We start from the raw sequence: 18,996 nt of genomic DNA on the forward strand, positions 1-18,996 counted from the left end.
GATCTGGCGCTGTAAAGGGCGGAAAGGGATTGAAGCACTATGAGGTGGTGGACTTCACTCCCCGTGACCTTTTCCGGTTTCTGCTAGGTTATCTTCGGGGCCTTCGGTCACGTTGGACGGAGCAGGCCCCCTCGCGAAGGGCGTCGTCATGGCGTCGTAGTTACTCGCAAGACGCAACAGTCGTTTCTTGATGAAGGGGTCGGCTTCGTTGGCAAGTTGCCTGATATGCCGGGCTCGGTCTTTATAAAACGCGTCGTCCATAAAGATCCCCAAATGCGGCAGGTCCGGCATCCAGCGGCTAGTGGCTTGGAACGATTAGCAGAGCCCTGAAGACGCTCGTGTGAACGAGATCACAAGAGCATGCAAAATGAACGATCAGTGGAACTTTGGCGGCTCGGCACGAATGTTCGTCGCGCCAAATGGAGTTGGTAGCCTGATAGCAAAGTGCAACGGACCATCGGGCGCAAACGGCCGCTTCTGGCGCGAAGCGGCCATTCGGCCAGATGCGGATGTCAGTGCCTTACGTCAAACGCGAATCGATCGGTGGCTACAAACGACGACGACATCGCGCGACGCATAGCGCGCTGTATCGGATCAAAGCGCTGTTTCAGCACAAGACTTTGATGGACGTTGCATCGAAGGTTACCAGTCCTCGTCATAGATCCACTCTCTTTGGATTCGAGGCCGCGCCCTTACGTGCGGCGACGGAAGCGTGCGCTCGGGCTTGCGCAAGGTCGGAGTCGGCTGCGCCGGAGGCGGTGACGTCTTGGGCGGGTTCTGCTCGGAAACTCTCGCCAGTACGCGTTTCATCTCTTCCTGGTTCGCCTTGAGCTCCTCAATGGCCTTTGAACTGTCGCGGACTATTTGTTGCTGGTTCGCCTTGAGCTGTTCGATGTTTCGCTCGAGATTCGCGAGATCGCGCGCCATCGTTTGCAGCAACTCTGTGTGATCAGGAAGCGCTGCAGTGGTTGTCGGCGCGGCGTCTTGCGGTGCGGTCTGAGGCAAGGGCGATGCTTGCGGTGGTGTTGGCTCCGCCGCGGCCACTTGAACGGTAGATGGCGCCTGCAGGGCGGGTACCGGCGGATTTTCCGACGGCAATGTTGAAACCAGCTGGGGGGCCCAACGGGCGACAACCAGCTTGGCCCCGGCTCCATAGGAGGACTGCAAAACCAGGGCAGCGACAACGATGCACGCCGCCAGCACCAGGCCGACGAGCGCCCGGCGCGCCGGCTTTCCAGGCGGTGATTGCGGGCGAGGTCCGGCCGAAGGAGGTCCGGCCGAAGGTGGACGCTCGGCATCGTGCTCCATTTTTGCAACCTGTTCACTCACGCGCGCAAGCTCTTCACTCGCGCGTGTGATCTGTCCGTAGGCGTGCGCGAGTCGTTCATCGGTGCGCGGGACCGGGGCATCGGGGGAGGCATTTGCCTTCGAAGTGGGTGTGGAGTTCATTGGCGCTTCCCTTTTCCGTCCAACGTCATCCCAAGGTTGAGGTCGACTATTCGTCGGGTCGACCAGCCGCCGACACTGCGTTCAGTCTTGTTCAAAGAATGGCCGCATGATGGAGAGAATGCTCCTATGCTGGTCGGACATCAGCAGACCAGCCGGGCCGGCCTATAGGTGCCGTCTCCAGGCCTGCTCAAAGCAATCGAACAGGCAATCAGCTCAGATGGTGGGCCTTCTGGAGGCCGTAAACCGATGTTGGAATGCCTTCCATTCGTGCCTTCAACTGGAGGGACAGAAACTGGGAGTAGTGACGTGACTGGTGCAGGTTACCGCCATGGAACCAAAGCCCCTCCTGCTGCGTCGGCTTCCACATATTTCGCTGTTCGCCTTCCCATGGGCCGGGGTCTTTGGTCGTATTCGAGCCCAGTCCCCAGACCTTACCGACCTTGTCGGCAACTTCCCTGGAGATCAGGTCCGCGGCGAAGCCGTTCATCGAACCGTAGCCGGTGGCGTAAACGACGAGCTCAGCCGGCAGCTCGGTCCCGTCGGTCAAGATGACGAAATGTTCCGTGAGCTTTTTGACATCGACGCCGCTCTTCAGCTTGATGCTGCCATTGGCTACCAATTCCGAAGCGCCGACGTCGATGTAGTATCCGGATCCACGCCGCAGGTATTTCATGAACAAACCGGAATCGTCGTCACCATAATCGAGCAGGAAGCCTGCCTTCTCGAGGCGTTTGTAGTAATCGGCATCGCGTTCCCTGATCGCGTTATAAACCGGGATCTGGAACTCGTGCAGAATCTTGTAAGGCAGTGACGCAAAGATCAGGTCGGCCTTGGCCGTTGTCATTCCAGACTGGACCGCCTGTTCGGAGTAAAGCGAGGCCAATCCGAGCTCCATCAGCGAGTCCGACTTCACAACGTGGGTCGTCGAGCGCTGAATCATGGTAACGTCCGCTCCGGCTTCCCAAAGCGCGGCACAAATATCGTGGGCGGAATTGTTCGAGCCGATCACCACGGCTTTCTTGTTCTTGTATTTGTCCGGCCCCGGATGCTGCGACGAATGGTGGTGATCGCCCTTGAAAATCTCCATGCCTTCGAATTTCGGCGTGTTGGGCTTGGCTGACATTCCCGTCGCTAGTACGAGCTGTTTTGGCTTGAGGACGATTTCCTTGCCGTCGCGCTGCACGATGACGGTCCACTCGCGGCTCTTCTCGTCGTAGGATGCCTTCTTGCATTCGGTTGAGCCCCAGTAATTGAGCTCCATCACCTTTGTATACATTTCGAGCCAGTCCCCGATCTTGTCCTTCGGTGAGAAGACCGGCCAGTTCCGGGGAAACGGCAGATAGGGCAGATGATCATACCAAACAGGATCATGCAGGCAGAGTGACTTGTAGCGTTTGCGCCAGCTGTCGCCGGGGCGTTCGTTCTTTTCGATGATGATTGTCGGCACATTGAGCTGGCGCAGCCGGGCTCCGAGTGCGATGCCGCCCTGACCGCCACCAACAATGACACAATAGGGTTGGCGCGTGTAGCCGAGTTCGGCAGCTTCGGCCTCGCGTTCTTCCTTCCACGTTTTTCGATTGCGTTCGGCGCCGTGTTTTGCCCCCATCGGACGGTCGAAGCCCACGGCCTCTTCGTGTCCCTTGAGTTCGCTCATGGTCGTCAGCAACGTCCAGATCCGGCCGTCTTTCAGGCGGATGTGGCCAAAGCCACGCGCGACCTCCGTTTCGAATTGTATCCAGCTCTCTATTATTCCGTCTGTTTCGGAAGCGTCCTCTCCGTCCGCAATTTTCCAGTTCGACGGTTTCGTATCGGCGAGCCGCGCCTTGAGCATGTCGCGAACCTGTTCCTTGCCCTCCATTGTCTTGATATTCCAGGTGAAGGTAACGAGGTCGCGCCAGTAGCAGTCAGCCTGAAAGAGATCGACGGCGCGTTCCACCTCGCCAGCGGACAGCGCTTTGTCGAGCGCGTTGAGCAGATCAGACATTTTTCCGTCCGGGGCCTTGTCGAGCATGATGTCCTCCCTTGTGCCGATGGCAGAGCTGCGCTCTTTTCTCGTTCCGGCGAACTGAAGCCGAGGCGCCCGACGAAAGCGATGAGCTCGCGCAGTGTCATTCGGTCATTCAGGACATATCTAAATTCTAGCACTTTGCGGCGAAGAGGCGAGGGGGAATCAGCCAATCGGGGTCAGAATGCGGCCAGGCATCGGGATTGGGTCCGATACCTGATTTTCAGGGAACGTCCGGTTTTTTGACGCGCAAGCGACCGCAACGAGCAGCGCATGCTGAGCCATCGAGAGATCTCCTCTCGTTCAGAAAGGCTGAGCGCCTGTTTGGCACGGTGCCGATCCGGAGGACGAATGCCGTTGGCCTGCCAGCGATCCCAGATCTCGGATCGCTGGGCCGCCGAGTAGTAAATGCGACGTCGCTGCTTCATGTCCACACTCCATCTTTGCTAAAAGATTAGAGTGTTGCGCTGACCAATTGAGCCCACCCCCCATTTCGGACATTCGATTGCAATGCTAATGCGAACATCACCGCGACACGACGTTACTTCGGAGAATGGACCACTAGCGAATGCAGAGGAGGCCAGCATGACGATTTACATTTCTCAAGGTCGTTACACCGCAGCGGCCATCAAGGGGATGACGGCGAAGCCGGAGGACCGTTCCGAGGCGGTCGCGGAGTTGTTCGCCGCCGCCGGTGCTCGACTGATCAGTTGGTATCTGACTTTGGGACCCTACGATTGGCTAATCATAGCGGAAGCGCCGGATGAACCCACGATGATTTCAGCGGTGCTTGCAGCCGCGGCGGGTGGAAGCCTTTCAGACATAACCACTACCGTGGCGCTCACGGCGAGTGATACGGCAAAGGCCTTCCAGCGGGCAGGCGAGCTTACTCTGAAATTCAGATCGGCGGGCCGTGCTGATTACTACGGAGTAGGGATCGATTCGGGCCGTGAGATCGGCGAGGCTTGAATGCCAAATTCCGGGATCGGCGCTGCCGCCGACATGACGGAGCCAGCAGGGTCGTGGGCAATAGGCGTGCCCGCTGCTGCTTCGTCAGCCGAGCGTGGGCTGCCGGATCGCTAATGCAACTCGAGCGAACGGCCGTTTCCGGCGCAAGGCAGCCGCTTGTTGCTGTTTGCAATTTGGCATCGTTCGGCCGCATTATGCGCGCTTGATGGCTTGCGGGGCATGACGCCCGCGGTGAACCGAAGGGAGGACCGACATGACGGTTTCGACGGAACGCGCAGTCCTTGCCGGTGGCTGCTTCTGGGGTGTGCAGGATTTGCTGCGCCGCTATCCCGGGGTGATTTCAACGCGGGTGGGCTATACCGGCGGCGAGGTGCCGAATGCGACCTACCGCAACCACGGCAATCACGCGGAAGGCATCGAGATCATCTTCGATCCGAAAGTGATCAGCTATCGCAAGCTGCTGGAGTTCTTTTTCCAGATCCACGATCCCTCGACCATGAATCGCCAGGGCAACGATCTGGGCCCGAGCTACCGGTCGGCCATCTTCTATACCAATGACGAGCAGAAGCGGGTCGCGGAAGACACCATCGCCGATGTCGATGCATCCGGATTGTGGCCCGGCAAGGTCGTTACCGAGGTGGCGCCCGTCGGGCCGTTCTGGGAGGCGGAGCCCGAGCATCAGGATTATCTGGAGAAATATCCTGATGGGTACACCTGCCACTTCATCCGGCCGGACTGGACGCTGCCGCACCGGGCGGAGAAAGCGGAGCCGGGGGTGAGGGGAGCCGCGTGACCAAGGCCTCCGATCTGCTGGTGGCCGCCCTCGAAAACGAGGGCGTCGAATACATCTTCGCCATTCCCGGCGAGGAGAATCTCGACGTGCTGGACTCGCTGCGGCGCTCGAAGATCAAGCTGGTGCTGACGCGGCACGAGCAGGCTGCCGGTTTCATGGCGGCCACCTATGGCCGGCTCACCGGACGGGCGGGCGTCTGTCTGACGACGCTCGGTCCCGGCGCGCTCAACCTGACGACATCAGCGGCCTACGCGCATCTCGGCGCGATGCCGATGGTGATGTTGACGGGGCAAAAGGCGATCCGGAGCAGCCGTCAGGCGCGTTTCCAGATCGTCGACATCGTCGCGACCATGCGGCCGCTGACCAAGATGGCGACGCAGATCGTGTCGGCACAGAGTATTCCGACCCTGGTTCGCGATGCTTTCCGCGTGGCGCAGCAGGAGCGGCCGGGCCCGGTGCATCTCGAACTGCCCGAGGACATCGCGGCCGATGACGCCACCGCCGATATGATTCCGCCGCACACCGTCGAGCTGCCGGTGGCGCCATCGGCGGCGATCGATCGCGCCGCCGCCATGATCATGGCCGCCAAGAAGCCGCTCGTGATGCTGGGCGCCGCGGCGAGCCGGACGCTGCTCGCCGAGCCGCTGTCGGCGTTCGTGCGGCGATGCAAGATTCCGTTCTTCAATACCCAGATGGGCAAGGGGGCCGTCAATGCCGGCTCCAATCTCTACATGGGCACGGCGGCGCTGTCGGAACGGGATTGGGTGCACGAGGCCATCGACCAGGCCGACCTGATCATTTCGATCGGCCATGACACCGTCGAGAAGCCGCCGTTCCTGATGGGCCATGACGGCCCGCAGGTGATCCATGTCGGCGTCACGCCGGCGACGGTGGAGCAGGTCTACTTCCCGCAGGCCGAGATCGTCGGCGACGTCGGCGCGGGCCTTGCCGCGCTCGCCGATCGCCTCGAAGGCAAGCTCCCCAACGGTCAGGCATTGCTGGGCCTGCGCGAAGGCATTCTCGCCCATCTCGCCGAGCGCTCGACCGAGGACCGGTTTCCGCTGACGCCGCAGCGCATCGTGCACGACGTCCGCGCCGTCATCCCGCCTGACGGCATCGTGGCCCTCGACAACGGCATGTACAAGATCTGGTTCGCCCGCAACTATCGCACCAGCGTCGCCAACACGCTGCTGCTCGACAACGCGCTGGCGACCATGGGGGCGGGGCTGCCTTCGGCGATCGCAGCGGCGCTGCTCCATCCCAAGCGGCGCGTGCTCGCGGTCTGCGGCGACGGCGGCTTCATGATGAATTCGCAGGAGCTGGAAACGGCGGTGCGGCTCAAGCTGAACCTCGTCGTGCTGATACTGGAGGATCGCGCCTACGGCATGATCCGCTGGAAACAGGAAGTCGACGAGTTTCCCGACTTCGGCCTGGAGTTCGGCAACCCTGATTTCGTCGCTTATGCCAAATCATATGGCGCCAAGGGCGCGCGCGTCGGCAAGGTCTCGGAACTCTCGACGATGCTGGAGGCCGCTTTCAGTGCAGGCGGCGTGCATCTCGTCGTGGTGCCCGTCGACTACAGCGAGAACATGCGCGTGCTGGTCGAGGAGCTGCACGCCGGCGTCCCGGGTGGTTGAAAATTTCAGCGCCGGGCTTGTGACCACTCACCAAAATGGCGACGCAGATCGTCTCCGCGCAAAGCATTCCTGCCCTGGTTCGCCCGGTGCATCTCAAACTGCCCTAGGCGGAAAATTTAATGCGAACCTCGCCGAGAGGACCATAATCGGCCACATGCTCATCGCCTGGCCGCGCCAGTGCCATGCCGGTCAACGTGCCGGTGCTGACCATCGCTCCGGCTTTGAGGCCGATACCGGTACGCGAGAGTTCGTTGGCGAGCCATGTGAGTGGCACCAGCGGATGGTCGATGGCGTCCGCCGCGCGCCCACGGCGTTTCACGACGCCGTTCACCCACAGCACGGCTTCCTGCCCGGCGATGTCCTTGCTGCGCCAATCTGCGATTGGCTCCCCGTAGATGATGAAGCCTGATCCGCTGCCATCGGCCAGAATGGCCGTCAGGGGCGGGAACGACGCGTCGTGCACGAAACGGCATTCGGCAAGCTCGAGCCCGGGGTGAAGCGACAAAATCGCGTCGGCAACTTCGCTTTCAGAATAGGGCTGCTCGCGCGGCGGCATATCCTTTCCCAGCAAAGCTGCGTATTCGATCTCCGAAAGCGGATGCAGCAGCCTGCGCCCTGCAAAATTCGTCGGACTGGCGAGAATGAACTGTTTGAAGACGCGACCGTAGATGGGGCGGTCGGTGCGCAGCGCCCGTTGCATCTCCGCTTTCATCGCGGCGATTTTCCAGCCGCCGACGCTCCAACCGAGTTCCCGGCCGATGTCTGCCGCGATCGTGTAGGCCGTGCCCACATCCGGAGGGACGAGGGAGGGATCAAGCCCGCTTTGCTGGCGATTCTCGCGACGGAGTGTGGACAGCAACGTCGTCAGGCCATGCTGCATTTTGAGTTTCCCGGTTGATTCACGACATGGTCGACGCAACCTGCGCCGCCGCCCTCCGCATCAGCCTTTTGGCGCTTTGTTTTGAGCCGTGAAGATTCCGCTGGCGCGTGCGATCCACCGGTCGTCGGCCATCACCGCCGCCTGTGCGAAGCCGAGCGTATTGCCGGCCCGTACGCGATCCACGACGACCGTGACGTGTTGACCGGCGACTGCCGCGGCCAGGTAATCGATGTTGAGCGACGTGGTCAGGTAGCGCGAGGTCGCCTCAGGGCGGCTAGCCACATTGTGGCCAAGCGCCATGTCACAAAGCGTTGCGATCAGGCCGCCATGGGCGCGGCCGCGCGCATTGCAATGTCGTTCCTCGATGGCAAGCCCGATCTCAATCACCCCGTCGCGTTCGCGTTGCCAAAATGGGCCAATGCTGTCGAGAAATGGACTGGGTTTGACGAACGGTTCCCAGTCGCTCACGCGGCCCTCCGTTGGGCAATGAATTGTTCCAGCTTGAACACCCGCACGGCATTGCCGCCGAGGAAGAGAGCTTTTGCTTCGTCGTCAAGTGCGAGTTCGCCCAGTCCCTCCAGCGCCTTGGCGGCCCTGATCATCGGATAGTTGGTGCCGAACAGGACCTTCTCCCGGCCGTGGCCACGCATGTACTGCACCAGCTCCGCCGGATATCGCTTCGTGGTATAGGCCGATGTGTCGATGAAGACGTTTTCGTGCTTGGTCGCGACCGCGATCATCTCCTGAGTCCAGGGATAGCCGATGTGACCGGCGACGATCCGAAGCTCCGGAAATTCGAGCGCGACCTCGTCGATGTAGGGAATCGGGCGCCCCGTTTCCGACGGCCGCAGCGGGCCGGTATGGCCGACCTGCGTGCAAAACGGAATATCGAGTTCGATGCATTCGGCGTAGAGCGGATAGTAGCGCCGGTCGGTCGGAGGAAGATTCCAAAGCCACGGCACGACCCGCAAAGCCCGAAAGCCAAGCTGCTTCACGGCCCTGCGCAGTTCGCGGACCGCGTCCATCGGTTTGTGCAGGGATGCGCTTGCAACGCCGATGATGCGGTCGGGATACGCGGCTGCAACGGCGGCAACCTCGTCGTTGGAAATCATCCATCCGTCGGGGGCACACCATGCTGCAGCGAGCCCCGCGGTAACATGGCCTTCGTCCATGGCCGAGATAGTCATTTCCGGCGTGATCACCGCAGGCCGGGGTGTCGCGCGTGTCCAGCGGCGAAGCGAGGCGAACATTTCGTTGGCGGAATGGCGTTCGGTTGGATGCTGCATCCACGCATCGACAATCATACTAACTCTCCAGGTTTACGACGGATCGGATCGCGCATTCCGCAAGAAAAGCTGTGTGCTCGCGCGGATCGCTGCGCTCGCGTCCGGATAACCAGGCGCGACAATGTATCTGGGCGGGGCCGATGATCTGGCTGGTGAAAATCGAGATCGGCATACCGCGTATCGCGCCGGATGCGACATGCGGATCGAACCAGCGCGCCATGCCGGCCCGGAAAGCAGAATTGACTTCCTGCTGATCCTTCCGAATTTCGGTCAGCCATTCTGCTCGCGATTGCTCGAACAGGAAATTGGCTTCGCGGCGACTTTCCACGACCCATCGAAGATGGGCTGCGACCAGTTCAGCAACCCCGGTGGCGGCGTCCGGATCCTGGCTCAAAGGCGCGAGCATTGCTGCGTGGTAGGAGCGAAGCGCCCGCAGGAACAGTTCCGCTGCGAGACCACGCTTCGATCCGAAGAAATGGAAGAAGCTGCCGTTTGAGGCGCCGGCCAATTCACAGACCGACATCACAGTGGCCTGGTCGAACCCGACTTTGTCAAAGGTTCGCAGGCCTGCCGCCAAAATCGCGTCTTTCGCAGCGCCGTATGGGTTCATAACCATTAGATTTACATTCTAGAGTGTGACTCTAGTTAGCATTGTGCTCGCCTGAGCACAAGCATTTTCAACCTCGAATGTCCGTTGGGTGAAAGCCGGCTTTTCGGGAATGCCGGATTTGGCGCGAAGCCGACGTTCCGCTATGGCCGATCGCCTGGAGGGCAAACTCCGCAACGCTCGGCGCTGCTGGATTTGCCGGGCTGCCTTCGGCGATCATGGCGGGATTGATTCATCCGAACCGGCGGGTGCTCGCAGTCTGCGGCTACGGCAGCTTCATGATGACGCAGGACTGGAAACGGCGGAGCGGCGGGGCAGTGCGACACAAGACCCGGATATCGCGTTGCCCATCCGGGCTACGGACCACAACATCTAGCCCGACGGGCAAATCACTTCTGACTTACAGAAATCGTGTCAAGTGCAAAATTTCTGTAAATCAAAAATATTTCCGTTGTCGGCCGACCCAAATCAGTGCGCATCTATCGCCATCCCGTCCCACTCAGAGGGCGTCGGCCGTCGTCACGGACGTTGGGCGGGTTGCGGTGGACGCTGGTCTACGTCTGACGATGGCGTGGACCTAGCGTACGGCAAAACCGTGTGGTCCTGGCGCCCGTTGCAGGCGTCAAGCTGTCGAAGAAGCGCGAGCGGAAACGGCAGCGACGGAGTCAACCCAGAACTCGTCTCCGGGGAGAGCACGGCATAAGCCGTAAAGCCATTGCGCAGGGAAGGCCGGGTGTTCTCCGCTGCCCTGTATGCTCGTGTGCAGCCTACTTAGTGCAAACCGCACACGAGACCGCGGGTGCAGCGCGCACCCGGTCTTCCCTGCGCCCTCTTATTTCGAGGGCGGGAAGTTTCCAGCAAAGCTCGGGCGCAATGCGTCGCGAGAATGCGAAGCTGCGTTTAGGTCACGCTGCAACAACAAACACCGCCGTCGTCCCGGCTTTGAGCCGGGACCCATACGCCGCAGCGGTTGTTGTTTCGCACGATAGTCGACGGCTTTTTTCAACAACAGATGACCGGGGTTATGGGTCCCGGCGTTCGCCGGGACGACACCTGTATTTATGCGACCCCTACAGCAAATCCCCGCCCACAGCACTCGCCGTCGTGCCATGCTCGCGGAACGCCTTGATGACGTTCTTGCCGATCTTCCACCGGTGCACCTCGTCCGGACCGTCGACCAGCCGCTGCGAGCGCACCTGCGTGTACCATTTGGCGAGCGGCGTATCCTGGCTGAAGCCGAGCGCGCCGTGGAGCTGGATCGCGGTGTCGATCACCTTGTGCACCATGTGCGCATGGTAGACCTTGGCGATCGAGTTCTCCTGCCGGATATCAAGGCCCTTCTCCGCCTTGTAGGCGATATGGAGGAGCATAAGCCGGCCGATATAGAGCTGCTCGGCGCAGTCGGCGAGCATGAACTGCACGGCTTGCCGGTCGGCGAGCAACTGGCCGAAGGTCGAGCGTTTGGTGATGTGGCCGACCGCCATGTCGAGCGCGCGCTGCGCCTTGGCGACGTTGTGCATGCCGTGGCGAAGGCGGCCATAGGCCAGCCGGTGCTGGCCCATATTGAAACCGTTGCCTTCGCCGCCGAGCAGATTGTCGGCCGGCACTTTCAAATCCTTGATCTCGATCTCGGAGTGGCCACCGTGGATCGCGTCGGCATGCGGCCCCTCGATCGCCATGTTGGCGACGTTGCGCTTGATCTTGTAGCCGGGGTTCGGCAGTTCGACGATGAAAGTCGAGTGCTGCTTGTGACGCGGCGCGTTCGGATCGGTTCTGGCGACCACCAGCGCCATGTCGGCGACGCTGGCCGAGGACGAAAACCATTTCTCGCCGTTGAGGATGTAATTCTCGTTGCCGTCCTTCACGGCCGTGGTCTGCATGCCGGTGGCGTCGGCGCCGGCGGCCTTCTCGGTCATCGAGAAGCAGATGCGCTTGTCGCCGTTCAGCAGGGGTTTAAGGAACTTCTCCTTCTGATATTCCGTGCCGTGGGCCAATATCGTCATCATCGAGGCGTCGTCGGGGCCCTGCGTGTTCATCGACAGCGCCCCGAGCATGCTTTCGCCGAGCTCCATCTGCACCAGCGCGTTGGCCAGCGGACCGAGGCCCATGCCGCCATATTCCTTCGGCACCCACGGGCACCACAGGCCGCGCGCGCGGGCCTTGGCCCGCAGCGGCCCGAGGACTTCAGCGAGCGGCTTGGTATCGAGTTCCTTTTCCGCGGGGATGCACTCTTCCTGCACCCATTTGCGGACCTTCTCGCGGATTGCCTTGGCTTCGGCCGGAATCTCGAAATCGATCGACATGGCACTTCCTCGCTTTTGCTTCTTGTTGGGCAGACTTGATGAATGGCATAAACCCGGGACGTGCCAGCGGCAACGCCAAACAATGTTTAAAGCAGCGGCCCGCCGCGAAGGGAGCGCTCACCATGTCTGATCTTGCCGATCTGTTTCCCGGCTACGCCTCCGAATGGATCAACACGTCGGCGGGCCGCATTTTCGCCCGCGTCGGCGGCAAGGGGCCGCCGCTGTTGCTATTGCACGGATTCTCGTCGACACATGTGATGTGGCACCCGGTCGCGCCGCAGCTGGCGGACAGGTTCACGCTGATCATCGCCGACCTGCCGGGCTATGGCTGGTCGGACATGCCGCGCAGCGACGAGCACCACACGCCCTACACCAAGCGCGCGATGGCGAAGGTGATGGTCGAGGCGATGGAGCAGCTCGGCCACGTTCACTTTGCACTCGCCGGTCACGACCGCGGCGGGCGGGTGTCGTATCGCCTCGCGCTCGACCATCCCGGCCGGCTGTCGAAGCTCGCCGTGCTCGATATCGCGCCAACCTATGATTACTGGGAGAAGCTGAACCGGCTCTCCGCGCTGAAGATCTACCATTGGGCGTTTCTGGCGCAGCCGCATCCGCTGCCGGAAACGCTGATCGACGGCCATGGCGAGTTTTTCCTCCGGCAGAAGATGGCGAGCCAGACCAAGAGCCAGACGCTTGACGCCATCGACCCCCGCGCGCTGGAGCATTACCTGGCGCCGTTCCGCGATCCCGCCCGCGTGCATGCGATGTGCGAGGACTACCGCGCCGGCGCTTATGCCGACTATGAGATCGACAAGGCCGATTTCGACGCCGGCAAGAAGATCACGATCCCGATGCTGGCGCTGTGGGGCGACGCCGGCGTCGCCAGCGCCGCGACGACCCCGCTCGACACCTGGAAGAAGTGGGCGACCAACGTACAGGGCGCGCCGGTCGACAGCGGGCATTTTCTGCCGGAGGAGAATCCGGATGTGACGGCGAGATTGTTGAAGGAGTTTTTCACCGCTGCGTAACTCATTTTCCGTCATTGCGAGGAGCGAAGCGACGAAGCAATCCATCTGTCCGCTATGCTGCGCGATGGATTGCTTCGCTTCGCTCGCAATGACGGGCAAGCGGGGTCGGCTACCTTCTCACCCTGAAAAAATCCTTCAGCAGCGTCGCCGCCTCGGTCTCGCCGACCGACGAATACACTTCCGGCACGTGATGGCAGGTCGGCTGCGCAAAGAACCGCACCCCGGAATCGACCGCGCCGCCCTTCGGGTCGGCGGCGCCGTAATACAGCCGCCGGATGCGCGCAAACGAGATCGCGCCGGCGCACATCGTGCAGGGCTCGAGCGTGACATAGAGGTCGCAATCGACCAGCCGCTCGGTCCCGATGGCCTCCGCGGCCTGCCGGATCGCCAAAACCTCGGCATGGGCGGTCGGATCGCGGTCGGTCAGGGTCCGGTTGCCGGCGGTGGCGATGACCTCATAACCCCGGACAATGACGCATCCGATCGGAACTTCGCCCGCCTTGGCGGCATTTTTGGCCGTTTTGAGCGCCAAATCCATGAAAGAAGGGGCAGTCATCCCTCGTATCATCGGAAGAAACCTGCTACTAGAAGCGCCTTCAGCAAACGTGGATACCGGTTTTGCGTGAGATTGCGCCTTGAGCCAAGTGCGCGCGCGTTACCGCTATGACAGCCGATCCACATCCGCCTGATCGCCATTTCAGCTACGAACGAGAGACTATTCATGCCCCGCGACAACGACAAAGACAACGATTCCCGCGGCCGGCGTGATCGCCCCGGCAGCGGGCGCCCCTCAGGCGGCAAGGGCCGTTCGGGCGCAGCGAGGGGGCCGGAGAAGAAATTCGCCAAGCGCGGTTTTGCCGGCAAGGGTGACGGTGACAAGCGCGACGGCGAGCGGCGTCCCTATGCCGGCAAGCCAGACGGCGCGCGATCGTTCGACAAGAAGCCTTATGCCGGCGGGGCTAAGCCCTACGCCGGCAAGCGCGACGGCGATCGTCCGCCGCGCCGCGATTTCGACGCGCCGCGCCCGCCGCGTGGCGACCGGCCGTTCCGCGATCGCAGCGAGGGCGGCGATCGTCCGCAGCGTTTCAACCGGGATGACCGTCCCCGTGGCGACCGGCCGTTTTCCAGCCGTCCGTCCCGTGGTGACGACGGCGAAAAGCGTTCGTTCAAGCCGCGCGAAGATCGCGGTGGTGAGAAGCGCCCCTACACGCCGCGCGGCGATCGCCCGAACTTCAATCGCGACGACCGTCCGCCGCGCCGGGACCGCGACAGCGGCCCTCGGGACCGCAAGAGCGGCCCTGGGGATCGCGACGATGCTCGTCCGGCCGCGCGCTTTGGCGAGAAGAAATTCGGAGAGAAGCGTCCCTATACGCCGCGCGAAGGCGCCGGCGAGAAGCGGCCGTATACGCCGCGTGGCGAAGGTTTCCGCAAGGACGGCGACCGTCCCCGCGGCGATCGTCCAGAGCGCAAATTTGGCGGCGACAAGAAATTCTCCTCGCGTGGCGCGCCCGACCGCGGCCCGCGCAAGAGCTTCGGCGCCGACCGTAGCGATTCAAAGCCGTGGCAGAAGCGCGAGGATCGTGGCGAGCGCGATGCGCGTCCCGCCCGTGACGGCGCGCGCAGTTTCGACAAGCCGCGCTTTGACCGTTCCCGCGACGACCGCGGCGGTGACGAGCGTCCGCGCTTCTCGCGTTCGCGCGAGGATCGTCCCGCCGGTGATCGTCCGAAGTTCGACCGGCCGCGTCAACGGCCCGAAGGCCGCACCGACTGGCAGGAGCATCCGCGCAGCGAGCCGGGTGACGAACGTCCGCGCCGCGAGAACGAGGACGACAGCAGGATCTTTGCAAAACGTCCGGCGTTCGGCGGCCGTGGCGCTTATCGCGAGCGCAAGACCGAATTCGAAAAGCGCGGGCCGCAGCCGCCGAAGGTCAAGAAGTCAGGTGAGCGCATCGCCAAGGTGGTGTCGCGCGCCGGTCTGGCCTCGCGCCGCGACGCCGAGGAATGGATCACGCAAGGCCGCGTCAGCGTCAACGGCCGCGTCATCAATTCGCCGGCGCTTGATGTCACCGTCAATGATGTAATCACCGTCGATGGCAAGCCGTTGCCGCCGCGCGAGCGCACGCGCCTCTTCATGTTTCACAAGCCGCGCGGCCTGATGACGACGCATGCCGATCCCGAGGGGCGGCCGACGGTATTCGACAATCTGCCCGAAGGCCTGCCGCGGCTGATCTCGATCGGGCGGCTCGATTTCAATACCGAGGGCCTGCTGCTGCTGACCAACGATGGTGGGCTGGCACGCGCGCTCGAACTGCCCGACACCGGCTGGCTGCGGCGCTACCGCGTCCGCGCCCATGGCGAAGTCACGCAGGCGCAGCTCGATGAACTCAAGAAGGGCGTCGAAGTCGACGGCGTCAAATACGGCTCGATCGACGCGACGCTGGAGCGCGACCAGGGCGCCAATGTCTGGCTGGTGTTTGCGATCCGCGAAGGCAAGAACCGCGAAGTCCGTAACGTGATGGCGCATCTCGGCCTCGAAGTGAACCGGCTGATCCGGGTGTCCTACGGCCCGTTCCAGCTCGGCGAACTCGCCGAAGGCCAGGTCGAGGAAGTCAAGACCCGCGTGCTGCGCGAGCAGCTCGGCGAAAAGATTGCTGAGTTGGCAGGCGCTGACTTCAACCGGCCGATGCCGGGTGACAAGGAGCCAACGCCTCCCAAGCCCGTGACCCAGCGAGGCGTGATCGCCGACCGCAAGGGCCGCCGCGTGCTGGTGCAGCGTACTGGCAGCGAGGAAGCCCGCGCGCGCAACGAGGAAGAAGCCAACGGCTACGGCCCGCCGCGCCGCCCGCAGCGCGGCTATCACGGCAAGCGCGATCTGAAGCCGCGGGACGAGTAGTTGGGCTATGCGTGTCGTCGGCGGACGGTTGAAGGGTCGTAATCTGGCCTCGCCCTCATCGCGCGAGATCCGCCCGACCGCGGATCGCTTGCGCGAATCTGTGTTCAACATCCTCATTCACGCCTATGACGATCCGATCGAAGGTGCGCGCGTGCTCGACCTGTTCGCGGGCACCGGCGCGCTCGGCATCGAGGCGACCTCGCGCGGCGCATCATTCACGCTGTTCGTCGACAACGGCGCGGAGGCCCGTGCGTTGTTGCGCAACAATGTCGAGGCGCTCGGCCTCGGCGGCGTGACAAAAGTCTATCGCCGCGACGCCACCAATCTCGGCCCCGCGCATCCGATTGAGCCGTTCTCGCTGGTGTTCCTCGATCCGCCCTACGGCAAGGGACTCGCCGACAAAGCGCTGGCCTCGATGCGCGACGGCGGCTGGCTGACGCCGGGCGCGCTGCTGGTGGTGGAAGAGGCGAAGGCCGCGGCGTTCGCGGTACCTGAAGGGTTCGAAGAGCTGGAGCGGCGGGCGTATGACGATACGGAGTTCGTGTTCCTGCGCGCTGTCGCAAAACCATAACTCGTCATCCCCCGCGAAGGCGGGGGACCCAGTATTCCAGAGGCGGTAATGGTCGATTGAGAGGCCGCGGCGTACTGGGTCGTCCGGTCGTAGGCGAGCGGAAGCGACGCCGTTCTTCGAACGGCTATGCCGGACGATGACAGGTGAGTGGGGCGCGACGTCACGGCCCTATCGTCGCCCGAACAGCTTCTCGATATCCGACAGCTTCAGTTCCACATAGGTCGGGCGGCCGTGGTTGCATTGGCCGGAATTCGGCGTGTCTTCCATCTCGCGCAGCAGGGCGTTCATCTCTTCGGGCTTGAGGCGGCGGCCGGCGCGGACCGAGCCGTGACAGGCCATGGTGGCGGCGACATGCATCAGCCGGCGCTCCAGTGGCAGTGCCTCATCCCATTCCGCCATGTGCTCGGCGAGGTCACGCAACAGACCCGCCGCATTCGCCTTGCCGAGCAGCGACGGCGTCTCGCGCACCGCAACCGCGCCGGGGCCAAAGGAATCGATCGCCAGTCCGAATGTCGCCAGTTCCAGCGAACGATCGAGCAGCTTCTCGACCGTGGCCTCGTCGAGTTCGACGATCTCGGGGATCAGCAATATCTGCCGCTGCACGCCATTGCGCGCCAGCGAGGCCTTCAGCTTCTCGTAGACGATGCGCTCATGGGCGGCGTGCTGGTCCACGACGATAAGCCCGTCGCGGGTCTGCGACACGATATAGGTCTCGTGGATCTGCGTTCGCGCCGCGCCAAGCGGGCGATCGAGCATGTCGGCGGCGGGCTGCGCCTCGAAGCGCACATCGGCCGTCGGCGTGCCGACATCGAATGCGGCCTGTCCGGCTTCCGCAAAGGCCGGCGCTGCCGAGCCTCCGAAGGCGGGCATCGGTCCTGTCGGATAGGAAGGCGAACTGCGCCAATCCCAATTGCTCGGGCGCGGCGCGAAGGATGGGCGGAACGAGGCGAGCGTAGCACCATCGGTGTTCGCAGCCGTGCGCCGGCCTTCGCGCGCGAGGCCGTCCTTGAGTGCATGCACGATCAGCGCACGGACCAGGCCGGCGTTGCGGAACCTGACCTCGGTCTTGGCGGGATGCACGTTGGCATCGACTTCCTGCGGCTCCAGCGTCACGAACAGCGCCACGACCGGATGGCGGTCGCGCGGCAGATAGTCGGAATAGGCCGCGCGCACCGCGCCGAGGATCAGCTTGTCGCGCACCGGGCGGCCGTTGACGAACAGATACTGTCCGAGCGCATTGGCCCGCGTCAGCGAGGGGGCGGCGGCAAAGCCTTCGACCACCACGCCGTCGCGCTCGCTGCGCACTTCGATCGCGCTGGAACGGAAATCCGCGCCGAGGATATCGCCCAGTCGCGTCAGCCGACCCGGAGCACCGGGCAGTGCTGCGGCCCAGGTCACCGGCGCGCGCTCTTCGCCGGCCAGCGTAAAGGCGATGTCGGGCCGCGCCATTGCCAGCCTTCGCACCACTTCGCGGATCGCTTCGGCTTCGGTGCGGTCGGTCTTGAGGAATTTCAGCCGCGCCGGCGTCGCATAAAAGAGATCGCTGACCTCGACGCGGGTGCCCTGGCTCAGCGCCGCCGGCATGATCGGCGACTTCGCGCCGCCTTCGACCGACAGCGACCAGGCATGCGGCTCGCCTGCGTGCCGCGTCGTGATGCCGAGCCTCGCCACCGCGCCGATCGAGGGCAGCGCCTCGCCGCGGAATCCCAGCGTACGAATCCGCAACAGATCCTCGTCGTCGAGCTTGGAGGTGGCGTGGCGATCGACCGCCAGCGTCAGGTCGGCATGGGTCATGCCGCTGCCGTCGTCGGTGATGCCGATCCGACGCCGGCCGCCGCCATCGGTGAAGATGTCGACCCTGGAGGCGCCGGCGTCGATGGCGTTCTCGACCAGTTCCTTGACTACGCTTGCAGGCCGTTCCACCACCTCGCCGGCGGCGATGCGGTTGACGACCTGTTCTGGGAGCTGGCGGACGGGCATGGGCTTCGTTCAGGGACCGATTCTGGGCTTGCAGCATTCTAGGCCGCCGTGACGGCAATTGCATTGGGCGGCGACCGAATCGGTTCCCGCTGGGGATGATCCTGACTATCACATTGAAGATGCTGATGTTCGGCGCCGCAACGCGGAGCTCGCGAGAGATGTCGCTGTCCACGACGTGGGATTGTGAGGTCGCCTGCGCAGGTATATCGTTTAGAAAAGTTATAAACTGACGGGAGGACTGCCATGTGCCAGCTGTTCGCACACCAGCCGCAACGCGACTACGAATCGCAGACCCGATCGCTGCGGATCGGTGGCCATTGCACCTCGATCCGGCTGGAAATGTCGTTCTGGGACACGCTGGAGGAGATCGCGGCGAAGGAGGGAATGAGCCTCGCGAAATTCCTTACCAAGCTGCACAACGAAGTCCTCGACCACCATGGCGAGGTCAACAATTTTGCGTCGCTGCTGCGGTGCTCGTGTCTGATCTATCGCTCGAGGAGTGCGTTGGCAGTGAGTGCCGCGGCGATCGCGGAGTTTGGTGGCAATGCGCCCGTCATTCTCGACGCGGCCGAATAGAGCTTGCGCCTTCCAAATA

Annotated in this window: 17 protein-coding genes; 7 read left to right on the top strand and 10 right to left on the bottom strand. The window is 62.9% G+C overall.

Translation table 11 applies throughout. The features are described from left to right. Positions 1-54: 54 nt before the first annotated feature. The 3 genes from JQ600_RS03500 to JQ600_RS03510 all read right to left on the bottom strand — a co-directional run bounded on the left by JQ600_RS03500 (position 55) and on the right by JQ600_RS03510 (position 3,460). Entirely contained in the window at positions 55-261 is a 207-nt protein-coding gene (locus JQ600_RS03500) for a hypothetical protein (protein ID WP_212389123.1), read from the bottom strand. A 381-nt stretch (positions 262-642) separates the two neighbouring features. Then, the gene (locus JQ600_RS03505) at positions 643-1,449 is read right to left on the bottom strand and encodes a hypothetical protein (RefSeq protein ID WP_212489685.1); all 807 of its coding nucleotides are present in this window, start codon (positions 1,447-1,449) and stop codon (positions 643-645) included. Between the two features lie 208 nt (positions 1,450-1,657). Beyond that, on the bottom strand, positions 1,658-3,460 hold the full coding sequence (locus JQ600_RS03510) for an NAD(P)/FAD-dependent oxidoreductase (protein ID WP_212389125.1): 1,803 nt from the start codon (positions 3,458-3,460) through the stop codon (positions 1,658-1,660). Between the two features lie 579 nt (positions 3,461-4,039). On the opposite strand from JQ600_RS03510, the gene JQ600_RS03515 reads away from it, so the two are divergent. From JQ600_RS03515 to JQ600_RS03525, 3 genes are all read left to right on the top strand, one after another. Next, positions 4,040-4,423, top strand: a complete 384-nt coding sequence (locus JQ600_RS03515; RefSeq protein ID WP_212265020.1) for a GYD domain-containing protein — start codon at positions 4,040-4,042, stop codon at positions 4,421-4,423. 253 nt (positions 4,424-4,676) lie between these two features. Beyond that, positions 4,677-5,216, top strand: a complete 540-nt coding sequence (gene msrA, locus JQ600_RS03520; protein WP_212265019.1) for a peptide-methionine (S)-S-oxide reductase MsrA — start codon at positions 4,677-4,679, stop codon at positions 5,214-5,216. Further along, positions 5,213-6,853: an acetolactate synthase large subunit gene (locus JQ600_RS03525; RefSeq protein ID WP_212389126.1), complete on the top strand. Its 1,641-nt coding sequence runs from the start codon at positions 5,213-5,215 to the stop codon at positions 6,851-6,853. The genes msrA and JQ600_RS03525 overlap by 4 nt, the downstream gene beginning before the upstream one ends. 103 nt (positions 6,854-6,956) lie before the next feature. Here JQ600_RS03525 and JQ600_RS03530 read toward each other — a convergent pair whose 3' ends face one another. From JQ600_RS03530 to JQ600_RS03550, 5 genes are all read right to left on the bottom strand, one after another. Continuing rightward, the gene (locus JQ600_RS03530) at positions 6,957-7,733 is read right to left on the bottom strand and encodes a 2-keto-4-pentenoate hydratase (RefSeq protein WP_212265017.1); all 777 of its coding nucleotides are present in this window, start codon (positions 7,731-7,733) and stop codon (positions 6,957-6,959) included. 60 nt (positions 7,734-7,793) lie between these two features. After that, positions 7,794-8,201: a PaaI family thioesterase gene (locus tag JQ600_RS03535; RefSeq protein ID WP_212265016.1), complete on the bottom strand. Its 408-nt coding sequence runs from the start codon at positions 8,199-8,201 to the stop codon at positions 7,794-7,796. Next, complete coding sequence (locus JQ600_RS03540) at positions 8,198-9,037, bottom strand: amidohydrolase family protein (protein ID WP_212389127.1); 840 nt, start codon at positions 9,035-9,037, stop codon at positions 8,198-8,200. Before JQ600_RS03540 ends, JQ600_RS03535 begins: the two co-directional genes overlap by 4 nt. A gap of 1 nt (position 9,038) precedes the next feature. Next, on the bottom strand, positions 9,039-9,629 hold the full coding sequence (locus JQ600_RS03545) for a TetR/AcrR family transcriptional regulator (protein WP_212265153.1): 591 nt from the start codon (positions 9,627-9,629) through the stop codon (positions 9,039-9,041). A gap of 1,067 nt (positions 9,630-10,696) precedes the next feature. Further along, entirely contained in the window at positions 10,697-11,929 is a 1,233-nt protein-coding gene (locus tag JQ600_RS03550) for an acyl-CoA dehydrogenase family protein (RefSeq protein WP_192738854.1), read from the bottom strand. Positions 11,930-12,051: 122 nt separating this feature from the next. On the opposite strand from JQ600_RS03550, the gene JQ600_RS03555 reads away from it, so the two are divergent. Then, positions 12,052-12,957 (top strand): alpha/beta fold hydrolase, encoded by a 906-nt coding sequence (locus JQ600_RS03555; protein WP_212390362.1) that lies wholly within the window; start codon positions 12,052-12,054, stop codon positions 12,955-12,957. A 109-nt stretch (positions 12,958-13,066) separates the two neighbouring features. Here the strand turns inward: JQ600_RS03555 and JQ600_RS03560 are convergent, their stop codons facing one another. Further along, positions 13,067-13,525, bottom strand: coding sequence for a nucleoside deaminase (locus JQ600_RS03560; protein WP_212269354.1), 459 nt, complete (start codon positions 13,523-13,525; stop codon positions 13,067-13,069). Between the two features lie 153 nt (positions 13,526-13,678). On the opposite strand from JQ600_RS03560, the gene JQ600_RS03565 reads away from it, so the two are divergent. Together JQ600_RS03565 and rsmD are read left to right on the top strand one after the other, a co-directional pair. Further along, the gene (locus JQ600_RS03565) at positions 13,679-15,850 is read left to right on the top strand and encodes a pseudouridine synthase (protein ID WP_212390363.1); all 2,172 of its coding nucleotides are present in this window, start codon (positions 13,679-13,681) and stop codon (positions 15,848-15,850) included. 7 nt (positions 15,851-15,857) lie between these two features. Beyond that, entirely contained in the window at positions 15,858-16,421 is a 564-nt protein-coding gene (gene rsmD, locus JQ600_RS03570) for a 16S rRNA (guanine(966)-N(2))-methyltransferase RsmD (RefSeq protein WP_212390364.1), read from the top strand. 168 nt (positions 16,422-16,589) lie between these two features. Here rsmD and mutL read toward each other — a convergent pair whose 3' ends face one another. Continuing rightward, entirely contained in the window at positions 16,590-18,401 is a 1,812-nt protein-coding gene (gene mutL / locus JQ600_RS03575; protein WP_212390365.1) for a DNA mismatch repair endonuclease MutL, read from the bottom strand. A 243-nt stretch (positions 18,402-18,644) separates the two neighbouring features. Here mutL and JQ600_RS03580 point away from each other — a divergent pair, with 243 nt between their 5' ends. Beyond that, positions 18,645-18,977: a ribbon-helix-helix domain-containing protein gene (locus tag JQ600_RS03580; protein WP_192738848.1), complete on the top strand. Its 333-nt coding sequence runs from the start codon at positions 18,645-18,647 to the stop codon at positions 18,975-18,977. The last annotated feature ends 19 nt before the right edge of the window (positions 18,978-18,996 follow it).

This window comes from Bradyrhizobium sp. AUGA SZCCT0176, assembly GCF_018130145.1.
GTDB lineage: Bacteria > Pseudomonadota > Alphaproteobacteria > Rhizobiales > Xanthobacteraceae > Bradyrhizobium.